Below are 18,729 nucleotides of genomic sequence, written 5' to 3' on the forward strand. Positions count from 1 at the left end.
GGTCCGTTGCTACGCCTGATGCTTCAACGACGCTTCGAGCCGGCTGGGGCTAGCTCTTCAGGTCGTTGAAGATGGTCTGCCAGCGCTGGCGGTCGCCCTTGTAGGGGGCGTAGAAGCTGACTCGGTCGACGACGTCGTCGAAGCGGCGCTTCAGCTCGGTGGCCACCTGCTCGGGCTCGGCCACCACGGCGAACGCATCGAGGATGTCGTCATCGACCAGGTTGGCCATCTCGACCCAGCGGCCCTCCTTGGACATGGCGTTCAGCTCGGTCTGCATGTCGCCCCAGCCATGGCAGTCGAGCACGGGCCGGTATGCCGGCGTGGAGCCGTAGAACGCCACTTGCTGCTTCGTCGCCTGGCGCGCCTTCTCCATGTCCTCTTCGGTGTTGCCGGTGACGATGAACGACGGCCCCGAGATCGTGATCTCGCTGGGGTCGCGACCGGCCCGGGCAGCACCGCGCTCGAGCGCCGGGATCGTTTCCTCGCGCAGGTACTTCTCGGTGGTGAAGCCGTGGCACAGGAAGATGTCGCAGGTCTCACCCGCCACAGCGGTCATCAGCGGGCCCACGCCCGCCAGCGCCAGCCGGGGCGGTCCGTAGGGATTCGGCCCGGGATCGAAGAACGGCGTCATCAGCGTGTGCTCGTAGAAGTCGCCCCGGAAGTTCAGCTTCTCGCCGTTGTTCCAGCAGTCCCAGATGGCCTTGATCGCCATGATCATCTCGCGCATGCGAGCAGCCGGCTTGGACCACTCCATCGAGAACCGCCGGGTGATGTGCGGGCGGATCTGGCTGCCCAACCCCAGGACGAACCGCCCTTCCGACAGCGTCTGGATGTCGTTGGCGCTGTAGGCCAGCGTCATCGGGTTGCGGGCAAAGCCCACCGCGATGTTCGTGCCGAGGTCCACCGTCTCGGTCGCGTGCGCGATGAGCGGGAGCATCGTGAACGGATCGTGGCTGGTCTCCGGCACCCACAAGCCGTCGTACCCCAACGCTTCCTGCTCTCGACTCGACTCCATCAGGTTGTCGAATCCGCTTGTGACTCCGAGGCCGCCGTCTACCTTCATGGCGGGGAGAGTAGCGGCTAGAGGTTTGCGAGCACCGACTCGGCTCGCTCGGCCAGCGACACGATGCTCTGCGGGAACTCGTGGACCTCTGGCGGAATCTCGGGGATCGCGCCGCCCACGTAACGCGCATGCACGCCTTCGAGGATGCAGGCGAGGCGCCAGCTCGCGAAAGCGAAGTGCCATTCGATGCTGCTGATGTCGCGGCCGGTCAGCTCGGCATATGAGTGAGCGAGCTGGTCGCGGGTCCAGAAGCCCTCGGCCGCGGTGGCGTCGTGGCCGAGCGGGTTGAAGCCGTCGTCGGGCTCGACCCAGTAGCCGAGCAGGAATCCCAGCTCGGCGACCGGGTCGCCCAGCGTGGAGATCTCCCAGTCCAGCACGGCCGCCAAGTCTCCGTCGGTGGTGGAGAGGCAGTTGTCGAGGCGGTAGTCGCCATGCACCAGCGTGGCCTCGGCCTGCGGCGGGATCGAGGCCACCAGCACATCGTGGACGCGTTCGATGATCGGCAGATCCCGTGACGTCATGGCGTTGAACTGTCGTCGCCAGACATGGATCTGACGAGCGACGTAGTCCTCCGGCCGGCCGAGAGTGGCGAGCCCGGTCGCCTCCAAGTCGGTGCTGTGGATGGCGGCGAGCACCTCCACCATCCGCCGGCTCAGCTCCCCGCGGGCCTCGGGCGTGAGCGTTTCGGCGTCGTCGAGCGAGCGCAGCACCGTGCCGTCGACGAAGCCGGTCACGTAGAAATCGGCGCCGTTCACCTCGGCATCGGTGCACAGGCCCACCACCGGCGGCGTGGGGACCTCGGTGGGCTCCAGCGATGACAGCAAGCGGTGCTCGCGCACCATGTCGTGCGCCCCGGCCAGCAGGTGCGCTAGCGGCGGCCGGCGCAGCACCCACCGGCGCCCCGCAGCGTCGCTGACGCGGTAGGTGAGGTTGGAGTGGCCGCCGGCGATGATCTCGAACTGCAGCGGCGGGCTGAGCTCGACCCGGTCGGCGAGCCATGCCGTGACCGGCCTGGCGTCGATGCCGGCAACAGCACCGTCATCGGTGGAGTGGGTTGAGCTCGTCACCGTCATCGCCTCCCTCGGTCGGCAGCCGCCGCCCCCATCATGGCCGCAGGGGTACCGCAGCGTCGGATGAGCCCTTAGATCTCGCTGCGCTGCTTAGCCGGTGCAACGGCCCGGTGCCGACGCACACCATTACGCTTCGCCGGTGCTGTTCGTGACGATCTACACCACGCAGTTCCTCGTCACAGCATCGATGGGCGTCATCTTCGCCTACCTGGCGGACCTGCAGGATCGATACGGCCTCTCCCACCTGGAGCTGGGCATGGTGGCCGCCGCCGGCTTCGTCGCCGGCTTGCTGTCGCAACTGCTGCTCTCGCCGCTGGTCGACCGGGGTCACCACCGTCTCGTGGCATGGATCTCGGTGGCAGCGGCAGTGCTCGGCGCTTTCGGGTTCGTGTTCGCGGAGGCCACGTGGTCGCTGGTGACGAGCCGGGCCCTGGCCGGCCTGTCCTTCGGGCTGTTCGGCCTAGTGGCCCGCAAGGCGCTGATCGGCCGGGACATCAGCGGCAGCGGTGCCAAGGTGGGGGGTCTGCTGTCGTGCGCTGTGGCGGGATTCATCAGCGGTCCAGCCATCGGGGCGGCACTCAGCGGTGTCTCGTTCGAGGCTCCGTTCCTCCTCACCGGCACGCTGATGCTGCTGCTCGGGCCGGTTGCAGCTGTGCTGATCTCGAAGTCGCCCATTGCTGCGGCCGCGGTGGACTACTCGGACCTCTCGAACCTGCTCCGCCGCCCTCGGGTCCAGGCGGCCATCTGCGTGCACGTTGGCATCTGGGGACTCATCGGCATCTTCGATGCGACCGTCGACCGTTACCTCACCGACGTGGGATTGTCGTCGGGCGAGCTGGCTGTCGGGCTGCTCATCATCGGCATCCCGCTGATGGCGTTGCCGCCCTACACCGGCGCTCTGGCCGAACGCCTCGGCGGAGGTCGCGTCGGTGTCCCCGCACTGCTGCTCTTCGTCCCGGCAGTGTTGCTGTATGGCTGGATCGGGGGACTGGCGAGCTTCATCGCCGTGGGCATCGCCGAAGCGGTCACTGAGTCGTATGGCGTGATGGGTGCCCAAGTGCTCGTGCTCGAGGCCACGGGTGCCGAGCAGGCGGCGATGGGGACCGGGGTACTGGAAGCTGTCGGCCTGCTCGTCGCGGCTGGCGCCGCATTCGGCGGCCCGCCGCTGTACGGCCAGTTCGGGCCGCGTTGGCTGTTCGGCGGCTGGGCGGTGGCCTGCCTGATCCTCGCGACGATCGCCATGCTACGGCTGAAAGCAGTGAAAATTCCACCAAAGGTCATCGCACAGCATCACTAGGGTCGCATGCATGCGGGCGCCGGGCGCAGGGCCCTCAGCACACGGGCGCTCTACCGACTGGCGTTCCGTAGCGACGGAGACAGCCGGTTTCGCACGGCGGATCGGTGTCGTGCCCGTGCTGGTGTTGTTCGGCGCCGTCGGCGCAGTGGTTGCAGTGGGCTTTCTGGCCGGGGTCCGGCATGGCTCGCCCGAGCCCATCGAGCTGCCGCTTGCTGCGGACGAAGCACCGCTTCCTGTAGCGACGACGCAGCCGTCGCTGCTGAAGGTGCACCTTGCCGGCGCGGTGCGGCAGCCAGGGCTCTACGACGTCCCTGCCGGGTCGCGGGTTGGCGACCTGGTCGACACAGCCGGCGGGCTCGGAGCCGACGCCGATGACGCAGCAGTCAACTTGGCAGAACGGCTGAGCGACGGGCAGCAGATCTACGTGCCGGTGGAGGGAGAGCTGCCTGCGGGTGACGGGTCGGGCTCAGATTCCGCCGGACCGATAGAAGTCAACACCGCCACGGCATCGCAGCTCGACGAGCTGCCGGGCATCGGCCCGTCACTGGCGGCGGCGATCATCGCCTACAGGACCGAGCACGGTCCGTTCGCGACGCTGGATGCGCTCGAGCAGGTGCCCGGGATCGGACCCTCCAAGCTGTCCCGGCTACGACCCCATGCGACAGTCTGAGCTGTCGCCGCACCCGCCGACCGTGCCTGCTTTGCCGGACTGGCGGAGCCCGCCACGGGCTGCGCCTCGCCGGTTCGGAGGGCTCAGCGCCGTTGCTGACCGGTGGCTGGTGGCAGGTGCCATCGCCACCGCGGCAGGCGCGCTGTGGGCACCCCCGCTGTCGCTGTGGTGGGGGTCGTGGCGGTGGGGCGCCGCACTAGGCATCGGACTCGGCGCCGCCGGCATCGCGAGCCGTGCGCGGGTGCTCATCCCGGCCGGCCTGTTGGTGCTCGCAGCGGTCGCCATGGGAGCCCAGATCGCCCAGCTCAGCGCCGTGACGGGAGGCGAATTCGAAGGCGACGTGCAACTGGTCGGCGATCCCCGCTGGCGTGCCGGAGCCTTGGTCGTGCCATTCAGCGCATCGATCGACGGCGCCGAGCACCGGTGGGAGGGCTGGGCACGGGGCCCGGCTGCATGGCGGCTGGAAGACGCAGTCATGGGGGAGCGCTGGCGCCTGGGCGTGAGCGCAGAACCTGCCGAGGCCGGCGACCGCCCCTTCCTGTGGCCCCGGCACCTCGCTGGGACTGCGGTGATCCGCACAGCGCACCATCTCGACGGCGGCAGCGCGCCGTTCCGCATCGCGAATTCGCTGCGCTGGCTCGTGGAGGCGTCGGGCGAATCGCTGTCGCAGCGGGACGCAGTGCTGCTCGCCGGGTTCGTGTACGGCGACGATCGGGGGCAGTTGCCGGAGGTCGTGCACGACTTCCGGGCGACATCGCTCACCCACCTGCTCGCCGTTTCGGGTTCGAACGTGGCCTTCGTGCTGCTGCTGTTCGCCCCGCTGCTGGCCGGGCTGCGACCTCGGGCCCGGCTGGTCGCCGTGGCAGTGTTGCTCGTTCAGTTCGCCGTGCTGACCAGGGGTGAGCCCTCGGTGCTGCGGGCATGCGTGCTCGCCACCCTCGCTGTCGGCGCGCACGCCGTCGGCAGGCGAGCATCTGCGACGCGGCTGCTGGCGCTGGCGGTCATCGTGCTGTTGCTTGTCGACCCGCTGCTCGTCCGCTCGGTGGGCTTCCAGCTCTCGGTCGCCGCGACCGCCGCCATCGTGATCGGAGCCCGCCGCGTCGCTCCCCTGCTGTGGGGGCCGGCGTGGCTGCGTCTGGCGCTCGCAGCCACCCTCTGCGCACAGGCAGGAGTGCTGCCGGTTCAGCTGGCCGTCTTCGGCTCGCTGCCGCTCGTGAGCATTCCCGCCAACGTGCTGGCGGGACCGGTGGCAGGCCCGGCCATGGTCTGGGGCCTCATCGGCGGTTTCACGGGCGGCCTCGCTGGCGACGCGGTCGCATCGGTACTGCACCTGCCGACCAAGCTGATGATGGGGTGGGTCGCGGGGGTGGCGCGTTGGGGCGCATCGCTGGGCTGGCCGCAGATCGAGGCTGCCGAATTGGCCGCCGCGGCCGCAGTGGTGGGATGCTGCGCCGGGCTGTTCGCTGTGGCGCCGCACGTGTTCGGGAACTTGGCCGGCGCCCTGCGCAGCCTGGCGGTCGTCGCGGCCGGCGTCGGGGTGTGTGCGGCGGCCGGCACGCACCGGCCTGCGCCTCCGGTGGGGCCGCATCTTGCCGTCCAGCACGCAGAGTCTGCGCCGGCCGGTCTTGCCGCGACCGGCTCGGCTGTCGCTGATCCCGTGGTCGTGGTGGTGGATCGCCCCGATCCCGCACGTGCCCTCGGCCAGCTCGCCGTCGCGGGGATCGACCGTATTGACGTGCTCGTGGCGCGCTCGGCCAGCCGCGCAGGCCGTGAGGCCGTACGTGCCCTGCACGCCCGTCACGACATCGGGCAGGTCCTCGCGCCAGCGGGCCTCGGCGGCCGGGTGCCGCATGAGGTGGTGACTGAGCCCGTCGTCGTAGCAGGGCTCACGGTTGAGCCCGCTGCAGAGCGCCTGCATGTCTCAGCAGAACTAGCGTCGGCCGAGTGGCGGCAAGCACCGTGAACTCGGATCTCTGCGCGCGAGCCGCCGCCCCGGGACCGCGGCGCTGATGCCCGGAGGCACCGTACGGCTGATCAGCGGCGCCGACGAGATCCTCACGGCCGAAGCGGTGCTGGCTGCCGTGGCCGAACTTGTCGGCGATGCCGACCGGGCTGAAGTGCTCGACGAGTTCTCGGGCGACGAGTACGTGCTGGCAGATCTCGTCATCTCGGCATCGACGCCGCCGATGCTGGCAACCCACCGGGTCGTCGTTGCCCGGGGGCTCAGCCGCTTCGGCGCGGCGGATCTTGCCCCGCTGATCGCGTGGCTGGACGATCCCTGCCCCACCACCGATCTGGTGGTCGAGTGGGACTCCGGTCGCGTGCCGCGCCCGCTCGCCGAGGCCGTGGAGGCCAGCGGGGGCCACCGGGTCGCATCCGACGTGCCAGGCGGGGCGCGCAATCGCCGGACTTGGCTGGAGGAGCGTCTCGCGCAGGCACCGGTCCAGCTCGATGCTCGAGCCCGCGCCAGCGTCGCCGAGCACCTCGGCGCCGAACTCAGCCGTCTCGGATCGCTGCTCGACACGCTGGCGGCGGTCTTCGGCGAAGGCGCCCGTCTGGACGCCGACGACGTGCTGCCCTACCTAGGGGCCGAGGGCGACGTCCCACCGTGGGAGCTGACCGACGCGATCGACCGGGGGAACGTGAATACGACCCTCGCAGTGCTGCAGCGCATGTGGGGCGCGGGCCGGCACCCCCTGGCCGTCACGGCCACCGTCGCCAACCACATCACCCGGATGGCCCGGCTGGACGGTGCCGGCGCCACGAACGAGAAGGAAGCCGCTGCCGTGCTCGGCCTGCGCGGCTCCACGTTTCCGGCCCGCAAGGCAATGGATGGATGCCGACGGCGGGGCAGCGACGGGATTGCCCGAGCTGTCGAGCTGCTCGCAGAGGCAGACATGGACATGCGCGGACGGTCCGGACTCGACGCTCGCTGTGTTGCCGAGATCCTCTGTGCGCGGCTCGCCGCCGGGGCCCGCTGAAGGAGGTGCTACGCCCCGTTGCGGGATGCTGTGCGAGTGATGAGGCGCGACTTGCGCCGGCCCGCCTCGTTCCGGTGGATGACACCCTTGGCGGCGGCCTTGTCGAGCCGCTTCTGAGCCAGCCGGATGAGCTCGTCGGTGGGCTCGCCCGCCTCAGCAGCTGCGATCACCGCCTTCTCGCGCGTCCGGAGTTCTGAGCGGACGGCACGATTGCGCACCCGTCGCGCCTCGTTCTGACGATTGCGCTTGATCTGGCTCTTGATGTTGGCCACGAAGGCATGCTCTCCGTCTCGAAACCGGCCCCGCAGGGTACCGTGCGGCCTGCGATGCCCCACGTGCCCCCTCCCGACGGCGGCGCCGGAACCGGATCGATTCGGAACTTCTCGATCATCGCCCATATCGATCACGGGAAGTCGACGCTGTCGGACCGGATCCTGGAGTTGACCGGTGCTGTCGAGGAGCGCTCGATGCGCGCCCAATACCTCGATTCGATGGAGCTCGAGCGCGAGCGCGGCATCACCATCAAGGCCCAGAACGTCCGCGTGAGCTGGCGGCGTCACACGCTGCATCTCATCGACACGCCCGGACATGTCGACTTCGGCTACGAGGTCAGCCGGTCGCTCGCGGCATGCGAAGGCGTGGTGCTGCTCGTCGATGCAGCGCAGGGCATCGAGGCACAGACGCTGGCCAACTGCTACCTGGCCCTCGAGTCGGATCTCACCATCGTCCCGGTGCTCAACAAGATCGACCTCCCCGCGGCCGAGCCGGATCTGTACGCATCGGAGATCGAGCGTGTGCTGGGCATCGACTCGGGCGAGGTGCTGGCCATCTCGGCCAAGACCGGCGAGGGCGTCGAAGCGCTGCTCGACGCGATCATCGAGCGGATCCCCCCGCCGGGCGGCGACCCGCACGCCCCGCTCCAGGCGCTGATCTTCGATTCCCACTTCGACCAGTACCGCGGCGTCGTCTCCTCGGTGCGTGTCATGAACGGCCGGCTGTGCGCCGGCGATCGGCTGCGCTTCATGCAAGCCGGCGGGCTGCACCTGTCCGAGGAGGTGGGCCTGCGCCTGCCCGCGGTGACGCCGACCGATGCGCTGGGCCCCGGCGAGGTGGGCTATCTCATCGCCGGCATCAAGGACGTGGCGGAGGCCCGCTCGGGCGAGACGGTGACCTCGGCGGCAGCGCCGGCGGATGCGCCGTTGGCCGGCTACGACGACCCCAAGCCGATGGTCTTCTGCGGCCTGTATCCCGTCGACGGCGACGAGTACCCCGACCTGCGTGACGCGCTGGCGAAGCTGAGGCTCAACGACGCCTCGGTGACATTCGAGCCCGAGACCTCCGGTGCGCTGGGGTTCGGCTTCCGCTGCGGCTTCCTGGGCCTGCTGCACATGGAGATCGTCCGCGAGCGGCTCGAGCGCGAGTTCGGGCTCTCGCTGATCGCGACCGCGCCCTCGGTGGCCTACCGGGTGCGCACCGACGACGACGAGGAGCTGGAGGTCGACAACCCGTCGGACCTGCCGCCGGCCGGCCAGATCGCCGAGATCGCGGAGCCGATGCTCACCGTGTCGGTGCTGACGCCGAGCGCCTACACCGGAGCGGTCATGGACTTGTGCCAGTCGCGCCGGGGCTCGATGACGTCCATGGACTACCTGTCGCCCGAACGGGTCGAGTTGCGCTACGAGCTGCCGCTGGCCGAGGTGGTGACCGACTTCTTCGACCAGCTCAAGAGCCGCACCCAGGGCTACGCCAGCCTCGACTACGACTACGCGGGCTATCGCGCCGAGCGCCTGGTACGGGTGGACATTCTGCTCAATAGCGAGCCGGTGGATGCGTTCTCGGCGATCTGCCACCGTGACGGCGCCTATCCCTACGGCAAGGCCATTACGGCGAAGCTGGCCGAGCTCATCCCGCGCCAGCTCTTCGACGTGCCCATCCAGGCCGCCATCGGCGGGCGGATCATCGCCCGCGAGACGGTCAAGGCCAAGCGGAAGGACGTGCTGTCGAAGTGCTACGGCGGCGACATCACCCGCAAGCGCAAGCTGCTGGAGCGTCAGAAGGAAGGCAAGAAGCGGATGAAGGCGATCGGGCGTGTCGAAGTGCCCAATGAGGCCTTCGTTTCTGCGCTGCGCCTCGACCAGTGAGATGTTCCCGCTGGTGGTTCGGGGGGCATCGGTAGCATCGGGTCATTGCGGGTACGGCCTGCGGAGGAGTGATGGACGAGCGCAGAGCCACGGTGCTGCAGGCGGTAGTCGAGAACTTCATCGAGAGCGCGCAGCCGGTCGGATCGGCCGCAGTGCTCGAGATGACCCGCCTCGATGTGTCGCCCGCGACCGTCCGCAATGATCTAGCGGCGCTGGAGGCCGGCGGCTTCCTGATGCAGCCGCATACCAGCGCCGGTCGGGTGCCGACCGAAGCGGGCTACCGGTACTTCGTGGACGGCCTCGGGCCGGGATCGCTCGACAACACCGGGGTCCGGCAGGTGCGGGCCTTCTTCGCTCATGCCCAGGGGCAGATCGAGGAGCTGCTCGCCGACACCAGCCGGCTGCTGTCGGACCTGACCGAATACGCGGCGATGGTGGTCGCCCCGCGCCATGATCGAGACAGCATCCGGTCGGCTCAGCTGGTGGACCTCGGCGGCGGCCGGCTGCTCGTGGTGCTGGTGATGTCGTCGGGCGTCGTCGAGCGCACCTACGTCGACGTGTACAACAACCGTGAACTGGCCGACGCGGCCCAAGGCCCGGCCGCCGGGGCGGCCTCGGCGATCCTGGCCGAAGCGCTGGTGGGGCGTACTCGATCGCAGCCGGTGCACGTTCCTGAGACCGGCGATGCGGCAACCGATGCACTGGTGGGGGCGGCCCTGGCCGCGCTGGCCGACGACCAGTCGCATCCCGGCGAGCTCTACGTGGGCGGGACAGCCAAGATCACCGAGCAATTCGAGGCCGTGTCATCGCTTCGTTCGGTGCTGTCGGTGCTGGAGGAGCAGCTGATGGTGGTGACGCTGCTGCGCAGCCTCGTCGACCGCGGCCTGAGCGTGGCCATCGGGTCTGAGACGGGCATGAAGCCGCTGGCCGACTGCTCGGTGGTGGTCGCGCCCTACGAGGTCGACGGCCGCACGGTCGGCAGCGTGGGACTGCTGGGCCCGACCCGGATGGACTACTCCAAGGCGCTCGCGGCGGTGCACACGGTGAGCCGGCGGCTGTCGGCCTCGCTCGGCGACGGCGACGTCGCGCATACCCTCGGCGACGGCGACGTCGCGCAGGCGCCCGTGGGCATCTCGCCCGCGGCCCCGCAATAGACCTGCCACAGATGCCTGCCGACTACTACGAGCTGCTCGAAGTGAGCCGCGATGTCAGCGAGGGCGACCTCAAGCGCGCGTACCGGCAGAAGGCCCGTGAGCACCATCCCGATGCGAACCCGGGCGACGCGCAGGCCGAGGCCCGCTTCAAGGAGATCAGCGAGGCATACGCGGTGCTCTCCGATCCTGAAGCTCGGGCCCGTTACGACCGCTTCGGGCATGAGGGCTTGCGCGGCGGCATGGGCGGCCCGGCATTCGACTTCGATCTCAGCGACATCTTCGAGTCGTTCTTCGGGGGGAACCCCTTCGGCGGCGGCCGGTCCCGCCGAGCGTCAGGCCCGCCGCGCGGCGATGATCACGAGACGGTGGTCGATCTCGATTTCGCCGAGGCTGTCTTCGGCGTCGACCGCCCGATCGAAGTGCGGACGCTGGTGTCGTGTGACGATTGCGGCGGCTCGGGTGCCGCGGAGGGCACGTCGCCGACGGTGTGCAGCGTCTGCGGGGGCGCGGGGCAGGTGCGCCAGGTGCGCCAGAGCCTGCTCGGCCAGATGGTCACTGCGGCGCCGTGCGGCCAGTGCCGCGGGACTGGCATGGAGATTGTCAACCCGTGCAGATCCTGCCGGGGGGAAGGCCGCCGGGCCGAGCATGTTTCCCTGGCTGTGCGGGTGCCGCCCGGCGTCGATTCGGGTGCCACGCTCCGCCTGACCGGCCGCGGATCGGTGGGACCTCGCAGCGGGCCTGCAGGCGATCTGTACGTGCACCTGCGCGTCGCCGAATCGGACGAGTTCGTGCGGCAGGGTGACAGCCTGGTGGCCGAGCTGCCGGTGACGATGCTGCAAGCTGCCTTGGGAGCGACGGTGACGTTCGAGACGCTGGACGGGCCGCGGGATCTGACGGTGAAGGCGGGCACCCAGCCGAACGACACGATCCGGTTGGGCGGGCTGGGCGTGCCGCGCGCCAACGGGCGCGGGCGCGGCGACCTGCATGTGGTAGTGCGGGTGGACATCCCGAAGAAGCTCTCGAAGTCGGACGCGGCCAAGCTGCGGGACGTCGCCAGCGCACGTGGCGAGCAGGTGGACGGGATCGTCGTTGATCGGTCCGTGCCGGCCGACCCGCCTGATCGTGAACAAGCGCGTAGCGAGGCGCGGGCTGAGCGGTCCAAGGCTCGGAGCAGCACTGAAACCCGGCAACGGCGCACGCGTCGCAGCAAGGGCTGAGATGCCCGTCGACCGCCAGCACGTTCACACGCTGGTGGGGGAGCGGCTGCGGGCCGTGCGCAAACGACAGCGCATGACGCTGGCGCAGGTCGAGGAGGCCTCCCGCGGCGAGTTCCGAACGTCGGTTCTGGGTGCCTATGAGCGCGGCGAGCGTGGGCTGGCCGTGCATCGGCTGCTGCGCTTGGCGGAGCTCTACGGTGTGCCGCCCGCCGAGCTGCTGCCAGGCGGCGATCAGGGCAGCGATGTGGGCCATGTGGCGTCGCAGCGCTACCCGCCCGACTCAGTGTTGTGACTGGCTGTGACTGACAACGGCAGCGCATCGCCCGCATTCGGTGTCTATTGCCATGTCCCGTTCTGCACGCACCGCTGCGACTACTGCGCGTTCGCGACCTGGACCGATCGCAGCCACCTCATCGGCGACTACATGGCGAGCTGCCGGGCGCAGGCTCGGGAGCTGGCGGCCGGCATGCCGCCGGTGACCTCGGTGTTCTTCGGCGGCGGAACGCCGAACCTGGTGCAGCCGTCGTTGCTCGGTGATGTGCTGGCGGAACTGCCCCTGGCGCGCGGGGCCGAGATCACGGTGGAGTGCAACCCGGACCTGGTCACGCCCGAACAGATGCAGGCATACCGGTCCTTGGGCGTGAACCGCATCAGCCTCGGTGTTCAGTCGGCAGTTGCGCACGTGCTCGACGCGCTGGGCCGTCGTCATGACCCGCCGATGGTGGCTGGCGCGGTCGACGCAGTCCGCCAGGCCGGCATCGGCCAGCTCAACTTGGACCTGATCTACGGCTCGCTGGCTGAGTCGTTGACCGACTGGAAGCGCACCCTGGTCGAGGTCATCGATCTCGAGCCCGACCACCTGAGCGTGTACGGCCTGACGCCGGAGCCTGGAACGCCGCTGGGCGATGACCCGTCACGGCATCCCGACGAGGACGAGATGGCCGACAAGTACCTGCTCGCCGACGAGCTGCTCGCCGGGGCGGGCTACGAGACTTACGAGATCTCCAACTGGGCTCGGCCCGGTGCGCAGTGCCGGCACAACCTGCTGTATTGGCAGCAGGGCTCCTATGCGGGCATCGGCTGCGCCGCGCACAGCCATCGCGACGGGCGCCGCTTCTGGAGCGTTCGCACGCCCGAGCGGTTCATTGCGGCGATCTCGGCCGGCACCTCGCCCGTGGCCGGCAGCGAGGAACTGGGGCCTGACGAGCGCCGTGCAGAGGCCTTGCAGCTTGCGCTGCGCACTTCGGTCGGTGTCCCTGCCGACACAGTGCCCGAAGACGTGGAGCACTTGCTGGAGCCTGCTGGCGGGGGCCGCCTGAAGCTGACTTCCCGCGGGCGTCTGCTCGCCAACGAAGTGGCCGTGCGGCTCGGCCTTCCCTCCGAGCAGTAGCTGACCTAGCCCGACAGCCGCGCACGGCCGACCGCCGCTGCGGCGACGGGGCGGCTCGCTCGCCCGCTGACGTTCCCGATCAAGCCGATGACCCTCCGCGCGGAGCCTTCCACCGACACCCGGACGGCCGCCGGGCCCGCAGGGCTGATCCTCACCGAGACGGATCCGGGCTCGAATACCGCCGACAACCGCTCCTGAGCGATCCGCTGGCTCCACGGGCCCAGCCGCCGGAGCCGGGAAGGGGAGACGCGGTAGGACCCCTGATGCCGGAGCGAGGATTCGTCGAGGGCAAGCGAGACGAGGTCGTTCGCGAGCGACGACGCTGCCGCTTGCGCCTCGCGCTGCGCCAGAAACGCAGCCGCGCTGTCGACGGCGATGCTGCCCAGCAATGCCACGATCAGCACGCCGGCAGGCACCAGCAGCAGCGCCGAGCCTCGCTCACTGCGCACAGGGCGCCCGCCCGCGGAGGCCGTGCCGGAAGGGATCGACGATCTCGCTGGCGCGAGCGCCCACCGTCACGGGCGACCATCGGCTGCCGAGCAGCGCCAGGCGGGGGACCTCCCGCGCGGCCTCGAACGTCACCCGCTCGCATCGGCGCAGCCGGGTCGTGCCGACCGGACGAACCGATGCCTCACCGCTGAGCCGGTGGCCGGACATCGCCTGCATGCCGGCGGCGACTGAGGCGTCGGCGGCATCGCCGAAGCGAGGTCCGCGATGCTCGACGAAGGTCCGTGCCGCCTCACGGGCGCCGGCAACTGCAGCGATCTTGGCGTCCAGCGCCGCCCACGCTTGGGCGAACACCAGCGTGCCCCCGATGAAAACGAGCACGACGAAGGGCAGCACCTCGGCCCCGACGACGCCGGAAGCATCATGCCGGGTGCGTTTCATGCGGAACTGCCTCGCGGCGAAGTGCTTCATGGCGAACCGGCGAAGCGAGCCAGCTCGCGCCGTACCTCGAACCGGCGCTCGATGTTGCGCAGGCCGATCAGTGCGGCGGCGTCGATGAGCACCGACGGCGGCCTCGCTGCCAATTCCAGTGCGACGGTCTCGCCGGTGGTGCTCCAGCGGAGCTGCTCGATGTCCACCGAGGGACCGATGCTCGAGCGCAGCCACCGCTCAGCGTCTGCGACTGCCGCAGGGCCGCCGCCGAACGCCGCCCGGCGCGTTGCGTCGTGGCCCACCGCCGTGAGCACCGAGGTGCTGTAGAAGTAAACGGCAATCTGGACCGCCAGCGTGAGAAAGGTCAGGCACGCCAAGACGGCCCACGGCAGCGCGATGAGGCCAGCGCCGCGCTCATCGCGGTATGGGCTCGCGCGCCGACGGGTCATTTGCCGATCTTCGCGATCTCAGAGTTCGTCGTTTCCTCGGCGTTCTCCCAGAGCGCCCTGAAGCCGACCCACATGAGCGCGCCGAGCGAGGCGATGATCAGCACAGCGATGGCCGCCGAGATCACTCCCTCGCCTCGTTCGCCCTGCCGTGCGTCCTTGCGGGCGGCGCCCGCAGCGGCGAGTGCGGCGGTACATGCCGCGCCGAGCGCAGTTGCTATCGGGACGGTGCAGATGAGGCTGTCGTACATGGGGTTGTCCTTTCGTTGCTGGCTTTCGTTGCTGGTTCACAGCGCCGCATACCCGCTGAGGGCGTCGCTGAACGGGATGGCGAGCAGGACGCACCCGGGCACCAGCGCCGCGACGGTGACGGGAATCCACACCTGCTCGCTCCGGCGCTCGATGTGGGCGATGAGGCACCGGTGCGCTTCCATGCGTGCCGAACGGGCTTCGTCCGACACCAGCGCGGCCACGTCGGCCGCATCCTCGTGCAGGGTGAGCACGCCGACGAACCTGCGGATCTCCGCCGATCCGGCCTCGTCGGCCCACTCGGCCAGTGCCACCTCGACTGCAGCGCCACCGGCGACGCGGGCGCCGACCCGTTCCAACCCCTCGGCGCAGATGCCGTGCCCACGCCGGGCAACGGCATCGAGGGCGCTGGTCAGCGACATGCCGCTCGCGAGCAGCATGCCGATCTGCTCGGCCACGATCGGCAGCTCTTCGGTGATCCGGGTTCGTCGCAACGCCGTGGAGCTCCGGAGGCGGTACTCGGACGCGCCGCAGGCAGCGGCAGCCACCCCAACCGCCCCGGCGAGCGCAAGCAGCGGTCTGACGTTGACGGCGGCGAGCGCCGCCCCTGAGGCGGCGAGCGCTGCGGTTGCACCGCCGACCTGCCGTACGCGGAACTCGTACGGGGACCGGGCCATGCCGGCTTCGCGCAGCCGTGCAGCGAGTTCAGCATCGGCGTTCGCCAGCATGGCGATGCGCTGCGCGAACGAGGCCGCGGTGGTCACTGCAGGAACACTCGCTTCCGCACGGGGATCGCCATGATCCGCCCGGCCCACAGCCAGCAGCCGGCCACGGCGAGCACACTGAACGCCACGAGCAGCTGACCGTTGCTCGACTCGTAGGCCTGCCGTCCGCGCCCGATGCTCAGGCCGATCACGGCCATGAAAGCGGGCACCGTCGCGACGAAGCTGCGTGCGAATCGGGCACCGGCCTGCTTGGCCCGGGCGTCGGAGCGAGCGGCGGCCTCAGCCTGGGCCGCCTCGGCCAGCGCACGCAGGCGGGCATCGATCCGCACCCCGCCAATCTGGTGCGCGGCCAGCAGCGTCTCACAGACGGCGTCCGCCGTCGGGTCGGCGAGCGCTGTCTTGAGGACACGGAGCGAGGTCTCGAAGTCTGTGCTTAACGACCACGTGCGCGCCGCTTCGGAGAACGCTGGGCGCATGCCAATTGGGGCCTGCATTCCCGCGGCGAACAGTGCGGCCGGGATCGACTGACCCCTGTGGGCCACCAGGACCCGGATCTCCGCGAGCAGACGCGGCCACGCCTGCCAGCAGGCGGCTGCGCGGCGACGGTGCCGTTGCACCGCAGCGCACGGGGGGATTGCCGCGCTGAGCACGGCAACGAGGGTGGGTGCGACGCCGCCGCCGAAGAGCGTCCAGGCGCCGGTCCAGCCGGCGACGCCCGCTGCGACGCCGGCCAGCACGCGGCCAAGCAGCGGTACCGATGCCCGAGTCGTCGCTGACGTTGCGCGCCGCATCGATCCGGGCAGCCATCGGGCGGAGCTGGATGTGCCGCCGCCCGGCGTCGAGAGAAGCCACACGCCCGCTGCGCCAGCGACGATGAATGCCAAGGCAGTCATGCCGGTGCACCTGCCCCACCCTCGCCGGGCGCAGGCACCTCCGACCCTGCGGCGGTGAGCCGTGACATCACCCGCACCGAGACGTGAGGGGTCCTTTCGGGGGGATGGCCGTGGCGTGCCGGCGCATACAACGGCGTGGTGTCGAAGCAGATGCTGCCGTCGCCTTCGGGCTCTTCTACCGCTACGACCTCGGTGACCTCCACACCAGCGGGACCGCGCCGCAGGTGCACCACGATGTCGATCGACTCGGCCACGAGCTGGGTGATCGCCGCAACGGGCATCTCGCGCACGTCAGGGGAGAGCTGGCACATGAGCCGCAGCCGGCCGAGCGCCTGGCGTGCGGATCCCGCGTGGACGGTCGCGTAACCGGTGACCCCGCTGGACAGCGTCAGCAGCAAAGGGACTGCCTCGCGGTCCCGCACTTCGCCCACGATGGCCACATCGGGTGCCATCCTCAGGAAGCCGGCCACCAGGCGCCGCAAGTCCACCGGAGCTCGCTCGGTCCGGCCGGGCCGGGTCTGCATCCCGGCGACGTTGGGCAGCGGGATGTCGAGCTCGAACACTTCCTCGGCGGTGACCACCCGCAGGCGCGGGTCGAGTTCAGCAGCGCAGCATCCCAGCAGCGTCGTCTTGCCGCTGCCGGGTGCGCCCGCGAACAGGATCGACAGTTGGGCACGCACAGCACCGCGAAGGAACTCGGCGATCTCATCGGTCAGCGTGCCGATCGCCACCAGGTCGTTCAGGCTCGAAAAGGCGATCCCGGTGAACTTGCGGATGTTGAAGATCAGGTGGCCGCCGCGGCCGATGTCGGGATGGACGATGTGCAGGCGGGCGCCATTGTCGAGCTGCGCGTCCTGCAGTCCTTCGCTGGGATCCAGCTTGCGATGGGATGCCGTCGCGTCATCGATGATCCTCGTCAGCGTGCGGCGGACGTGCTCGTCGTCGTGGAACGATTCGTCGTGCCGGCCGCTCGGACCGCGGTGGCGCTTGACGAAAATCTCATGTGGCGCATTGACCATGATCTCCCAGACATCGATGTCGGCCAGCGGCGCTTCGAGCGGTCCGTAGCCGAGCAGGTTGCGCACGATCCGGTCGGCTAGGGCGTCGGCGTCGTCGATCGCATGGCCGTGAACGCCGCTCTTGAATCCGAGATTCCAGCGACGGATCTCCTCGTGGGCGAGCCCGGTGACTGCCAGATCCGCGCCTGGTGCACGCGGGTCCAGGCCGGTGTGACGGGCGCGCTCCGATACCGCCTGTTCGATCTCCGCGAGTGTCGCCGGATCGGTCATGGCGCTGCCTGCGCCGAAGCCCCCCAGGGCCGGATCAAGGTGATGGCGCCGGCATCGGCGCCTGCGGCGAGCGCGACCGCGGCGGCGCGGTCGCGCACCTGCAGGGTGACGGTGATCGTGTCCGACAGCTGCCCTGTGCCAGCGAGGTCATCGACATCGAGCACGATGGCGCCGGCAGCCACCAGACCTGGCGCTTGCGAGCCGGTTGTGACAGCAAGGCTGCGATCGGTGACTACGGCGTCGACGCGGTCACCGGCAGCAATCAGCCCGTTGAGGGCCCCGGGACGATCAAGCTCGACAGCAACGGCATAGCCAGCGTCTCGACCGGCAGTTGATCGGCGCGAGCCGACGTCACCCCGGGCGAGCAATTCCCCGGCGTGAATGGCCTCGAGCACCACGCTGCCCACCACGTCATTGCCGTCGCCCTCGCCGAAGACGGTCGCTTCGATCTCGGCTGGCAGGCGGATCGAGACCAAGGCAACATCGGCCGGCTCGATCACCCTGCCCGGAGCGAGTCGCGTCCGCGCGACCACGTAGCTGGTTTCGGGCGCAGCCGCTGACTGCTCGAACGCCCACCACAGTCCCAGTGCTGCAGCACCGCACAAGACGCCACCCGCGATGACGCGTGGGCGAAGCGATGACCGGCCACCACCGCTGGGGCGGTGTGCAGCAGGTGCAGGCGGCAGAGCCCGATGATCGGTTGGCGACAACGGATCTGCGGGCACGCCGCAGACTTAACCATGCTGGCGTGAAGTCACAAAATAATTATCAAAACTTCAGCAAACTGACTCAGTAGGTCGCATAGATATGGCGGTATAGCGCGTAATATCAATGGTTGATGTTGAAATGCACGTTGGCCGCCGGTTCGCGCACTAGCGTTGGCCCGCAGGGATCGATCACGTCCCTCGAGCGCCAACAGCCGACCGACTGCGAGGTGCGAGATGGCTGAGGAGCCGACCGAATCAGGCGACAACGGTGCAGCAGGCGAAGAACAGCACCAGGTTCCCTACGAAGAGATCGTCTGGCTGTCCACGCTGAAGGCCGCAGACCGCATGGGCATCACCACCCGGACGCTGTACCGCTTCATTGACCGGGGTGACCTGCCGGCGTACCGGTTCGGACGTGTCATCCGGTTGCGGCTGAGCGATGTGGACACGTTCATCGAGGAATGCAGGGTCGAGCCGGGCAGCCTCGAGCACCTTTATCCCGAAGCTCGTCCGGACGATCCCGACGAAGACGACGAACAAGCCGGGTAGGTCGACGGC

22 protein-coding genes are annotated in these 18,729 nt (G+C 69.6%); 11 read left to right on the forward strand and 11 right to left on the reverse strand.

Annotated features, from left to right (window positions below; translation table 11 throughout):
* Positions 1–49: 49 nt before the first annotated feature.
* Positions 50–1,063 carry an LLM class F420-dependent oxidoreductase gene (locus ACOGXD_RS13240; protein ID WP_419915500.1) on the reverse strand — a complete coding sequence of 338 codons (1,014 nt, stop codon included), beginning with the start codon at positions 1,061–1,063 and terminating at the stop codon, positions 50–52.
* A gap of 17 nt (positions 1,064–1,080) precedes the next feature.
* Entirely contained in the window at positions 1,081–2,130 is a 1,050-nt protein-coding gene (locus ACOGXD_RS13245; protein WP_419915501.1) for a phosphotransferase family protein, read from the reverse strand.
* Between the two features lie 142 nt (positions 2,131–2,272).
* Between ACOGXD_RS13245 and ACOGXD_RS13250 the strand changes: the two genes are divergently transcribed.
* The 4 genes from ACOGXD_RS13250 (at position 2,273) to holA (ending at position 7,081) form a co-directional block, all read left to right on the forward strand.
* Positions 2,273–3,430 carry an MFS transporter gene (locus tag ACOGXD_RS13250; RefSeq protein ID WP_419915502.1) on the forward strand — a complete coding sequence of 386 codons (1,158 nt, stop codon included), beginning with the start codon at positions 2,273–2,275 and terminating at the stop codon, positions 3,428–3,430.
* A 10-nt stretch (positions 3,431–3,440) separates the two neighbouring features.
* Positions 3,441–4,100 (forward strand): helix-hairpin-helix domain-containing protein, encoded by a 660-nt coding sequence (locus ACOGXD_RS13255; RefSeq protein ID WP_419915503.1) that lies wholly within the window; start codon positions 3,441–3,443, stop codon positions 4,098–4,100.
* Between the two features lie 109 nt (positions 4,101–4,209).
* Positions 4,210–6,063, forward strand: a complete 1,854-nt coding sequence (locus ACOGXD_RS13260; protein WP_419915504.1) for a ComEC/Rec2 family competence protein — start codon at positions 4,210–4,212, stop codon at positions 6,061–6,063.
* 46 nt (positions 6,064–6,109) lie between these two features.
* Positions 6,110–7,081 (forward strand): DNA polymerase III subunit delta, encoded by a 972-nt coding sequence (gene holA, locus ACOGXD_RS13265; protein ID WP_419915505.1) that lies wholly within the window; start codon positions 6,110–6,112, stop codon positions 7,079–7,081.
* 8 nt (positions 7,082–7,089) lie between these two features.
* Here the strand turns inward: holA and rpsT are convergent, their stop codons facing one another.
* Positions 7,090–7,353: a 30S ribosomal protein S20 gene (gene rpsT, locus ACOGXD_RS13270; RefSeq protein ID WP_419915506.1), complete on the reverse strand. Its 264-nt coding sequence runs from the start codon at positions 7,351–7,353 to the stop codon at positions 7,090–7,092.
* A gap of 54 nt (positions 7,354–7,407) precedes the next feature.
* Between rpsT and lepA the strand changes: the two genes are divergently transcribed.
* The 5 genes from lepA (at position 7,408) to hemW (ending at position 12,983) form a co-directional block, all read left to right on the forward strand.
* Positions 7,408–9,222: a translation elongation factor 4 gene (gene lepA, locus ACOGXD_RS13275; RefSeq protein ID WP_419915507.1), complete on the forward strand. Its 1,815-nt coding sequence runs from the start codon at positions 7,408–7,410 to the stop codon at positions 9,220–9,222.
* Positions 9,223–9,293: 71 nt separating this feature from the next.
* Positions 9,294–10,376: a heat-inducible transcriptional repressor HrcA gene (gene hrcA / locus ACOGXD_RS13280; protein ID WP_419915508.1), complete on the forward strand. Its 1,083-nt coding sequence runs from the start codon at positions 9,294–9,296 to the stop codon at positions 10,374–10,376.
* Between the two features lie 11 nt (positions 10,377–10,387).
* A complete protein-coding gene (dnaJ, locus tag ACOGXD_RS13285; protein WP_419915509.1) occupies positions 10,388–11,593 on the forward strand; it encodes a molecular chaperone DnaJ in 1,206 nt (401 codons plus the stop codon).
* 1 nt (position 11,594) lies between these two features.
* Positions 11,595–11,885, forward strand: coding sequence for a helix-turn-helix domain-containing protein (locus ACOGXD_RS13290; RefSeq protein WP_419915510.1), 291 nt, complete (start codon positions 11,595–11,597; stop codon positions 11,883–11,885).
* A 6-nt stretch (positions 11,886–11,891) separates the two neighbouring features.
* Positions 11,892–12,983: a radical SAM family heme chaperone HemW gene (gene hemW, locus ACOGXD_RS13295; protein WP_419915511.1), complete on the forward strand. Its 1,092-nt coding sequence runs from the start codon at positions 11,892–11,894 to the stop codon at positions 12,981–12,983.
* Between the two features lie 5 nt (positions 12,984–12,988).
* Here the strand turns inward: hemW and ACOGXD_RS13300 are convergent, their stop codons facing one another.
* The 8 genes from ACOGXD_RS13300 to ACOGXD_RS13335 are packed head-to-tail and all read right to left on the reverse strand — an operon-like array spanning position 12,989 to position 18,069.
* The gene (locus ACOGXD_RS13300) at positions 12,989–13,432 is read right to left on the reverse strand and encodes a hypothetical protein (protein WP_419915512.1); all 444 of its coding nucleotides are present in this window, start codon (positions 13,430–13,432) and stop codon (positions 12,989–12,991) included.
* Positions 13,422–13,871, reverse strand: a complete 450-nt coding sequence (locus ACOGXD_RS13305) for a hypothetical protein (RefSeq protein WP_419915513.1) — start codon at positions 13,869–13,871, stop codon at positions 13,422–13,424. Before ACOGXD_RS13305 ends, ACOGXD_RS13300 begins: the two co-directional genes overlap by 11 nt.
* 26 nt (positions 13,872–13,897) lie before the next feature.
* On the reverse strand, positions 13,898–14,311 hold the full coding sequence (locus ACOGXD_RS13310) for a hypothetical protein (protein ID WP_419915514.1): 414 nt from the start codon (positions 14,309–14,311) through the stop codon (positions 13,898–13,900).
* Positions 14,308–14,559, reverse strand: a complete 252-nt coding sequence (locus ACOGXD_RS13315) for a hypothetical protein (RefSeq protein WP_419915515.1) — start codon at positions 14,557–14,559, stop codon at positions 14,308–14,310. Before ACOGXD_RS13315 ends, ACOGXD_RS13310 begins: the two co-directional genes overlap by 4 nt.
* Positions 14,560–14,595: 36 nt before the next feature.
* Positions 14,596–15,321, reverse strand: a complete 726-nt coding sequence (locus ACOGXD_RS13320) for a type II secretion system F family protein (RefSeq protein ID WP_419915516.1) — start codon at positions 15,319–15,321, stop codon at positions 14,596–14,598.
* Positions 15,318–16,175, reverse strand: coding sequence for a type II secretion system F family protein (locus ACOGXD_RS13325; RefSeq protein ID WP_419915517.1), 858 nt, complete (start codon positions 16,173–16,175; stop codon positions 15,318–15,320). Before ACOGXD_RS13325 ends, ACOGXD_RS13320 begins: the two co-directional genes overlap by 4 nt.
* The gene (locus ACOGXD_RS13330) at positions 16,172–17,464 is read right to left on the reverse strand and encodes a CpaF family protein (protein ID WP_419915518.1); all 1,293 of its coding nucleotides are present in this window, start codon (positions 17,462–17,464) and stop codon (positions 16,172–16,174) included. The genes ACOGXD_RS13325 and ACOGXD_RS13330 overlap by 4 nt, the downstream gene beginning before the upstream one ends.
* Entirely contained in the window at positions 17,461–18,069 is a 609-nt protein-coding gene (locus ACOGXD_RS13335) for an SAF domain-containing protein (protein WP_419915519.1), read from the reverse strand. Before ACOGXD_RS13335 ends, ACOGXD_RS13330 begins: the two co-directional genes overlap by 4 nt.
* A 20-nt stretch (positions 18,070–18,089) precedes the next feature.
* On the opposite strand from ACOGXD_RS13335, the gene ACOGXD_RS13340 reads away from it, so the two are divergent.
* Both ACOGXD_RS13340 and ACOGXD_RS13345 read left to right on the forward strand, forming a co-directional pair.
* A complete protein-coding gene (locus ACOGXD_RS13340; protein WP_419915520.1) occupies positions 18,090–18,260 on the forward strand; it encodes a hypothetical protein in 171 nt (56 codons plus the stop codon).
* A gap of 145 nt (positions 18,261–18,405) precedes the next feature.
* Complete coding sequence (locus tag ACOGXD_RS13345; RefSeq protein WP_419915521.1) at positions 18,406–18,720, forward strand: helix-turn-helix domain-containing protein; 315 nt, start codon at positions 18,406–18,408, stop codon at positions 18,718–18,720.
* The last annotated feature ends 9 nt before the right edge of the window (positions 18,721–18,729 follow it).

This window comes from Candidatus Poriferisodalis sp. (assembly GCF_965204125.1).
In the GTDB taxonomy this organism is placed as follows: domain Bacteria; phylum Actinomycetota; class Acidimicrobiia; order Acidimicrobiales; family Poriferisodalaceae; genus Poriferisodalis.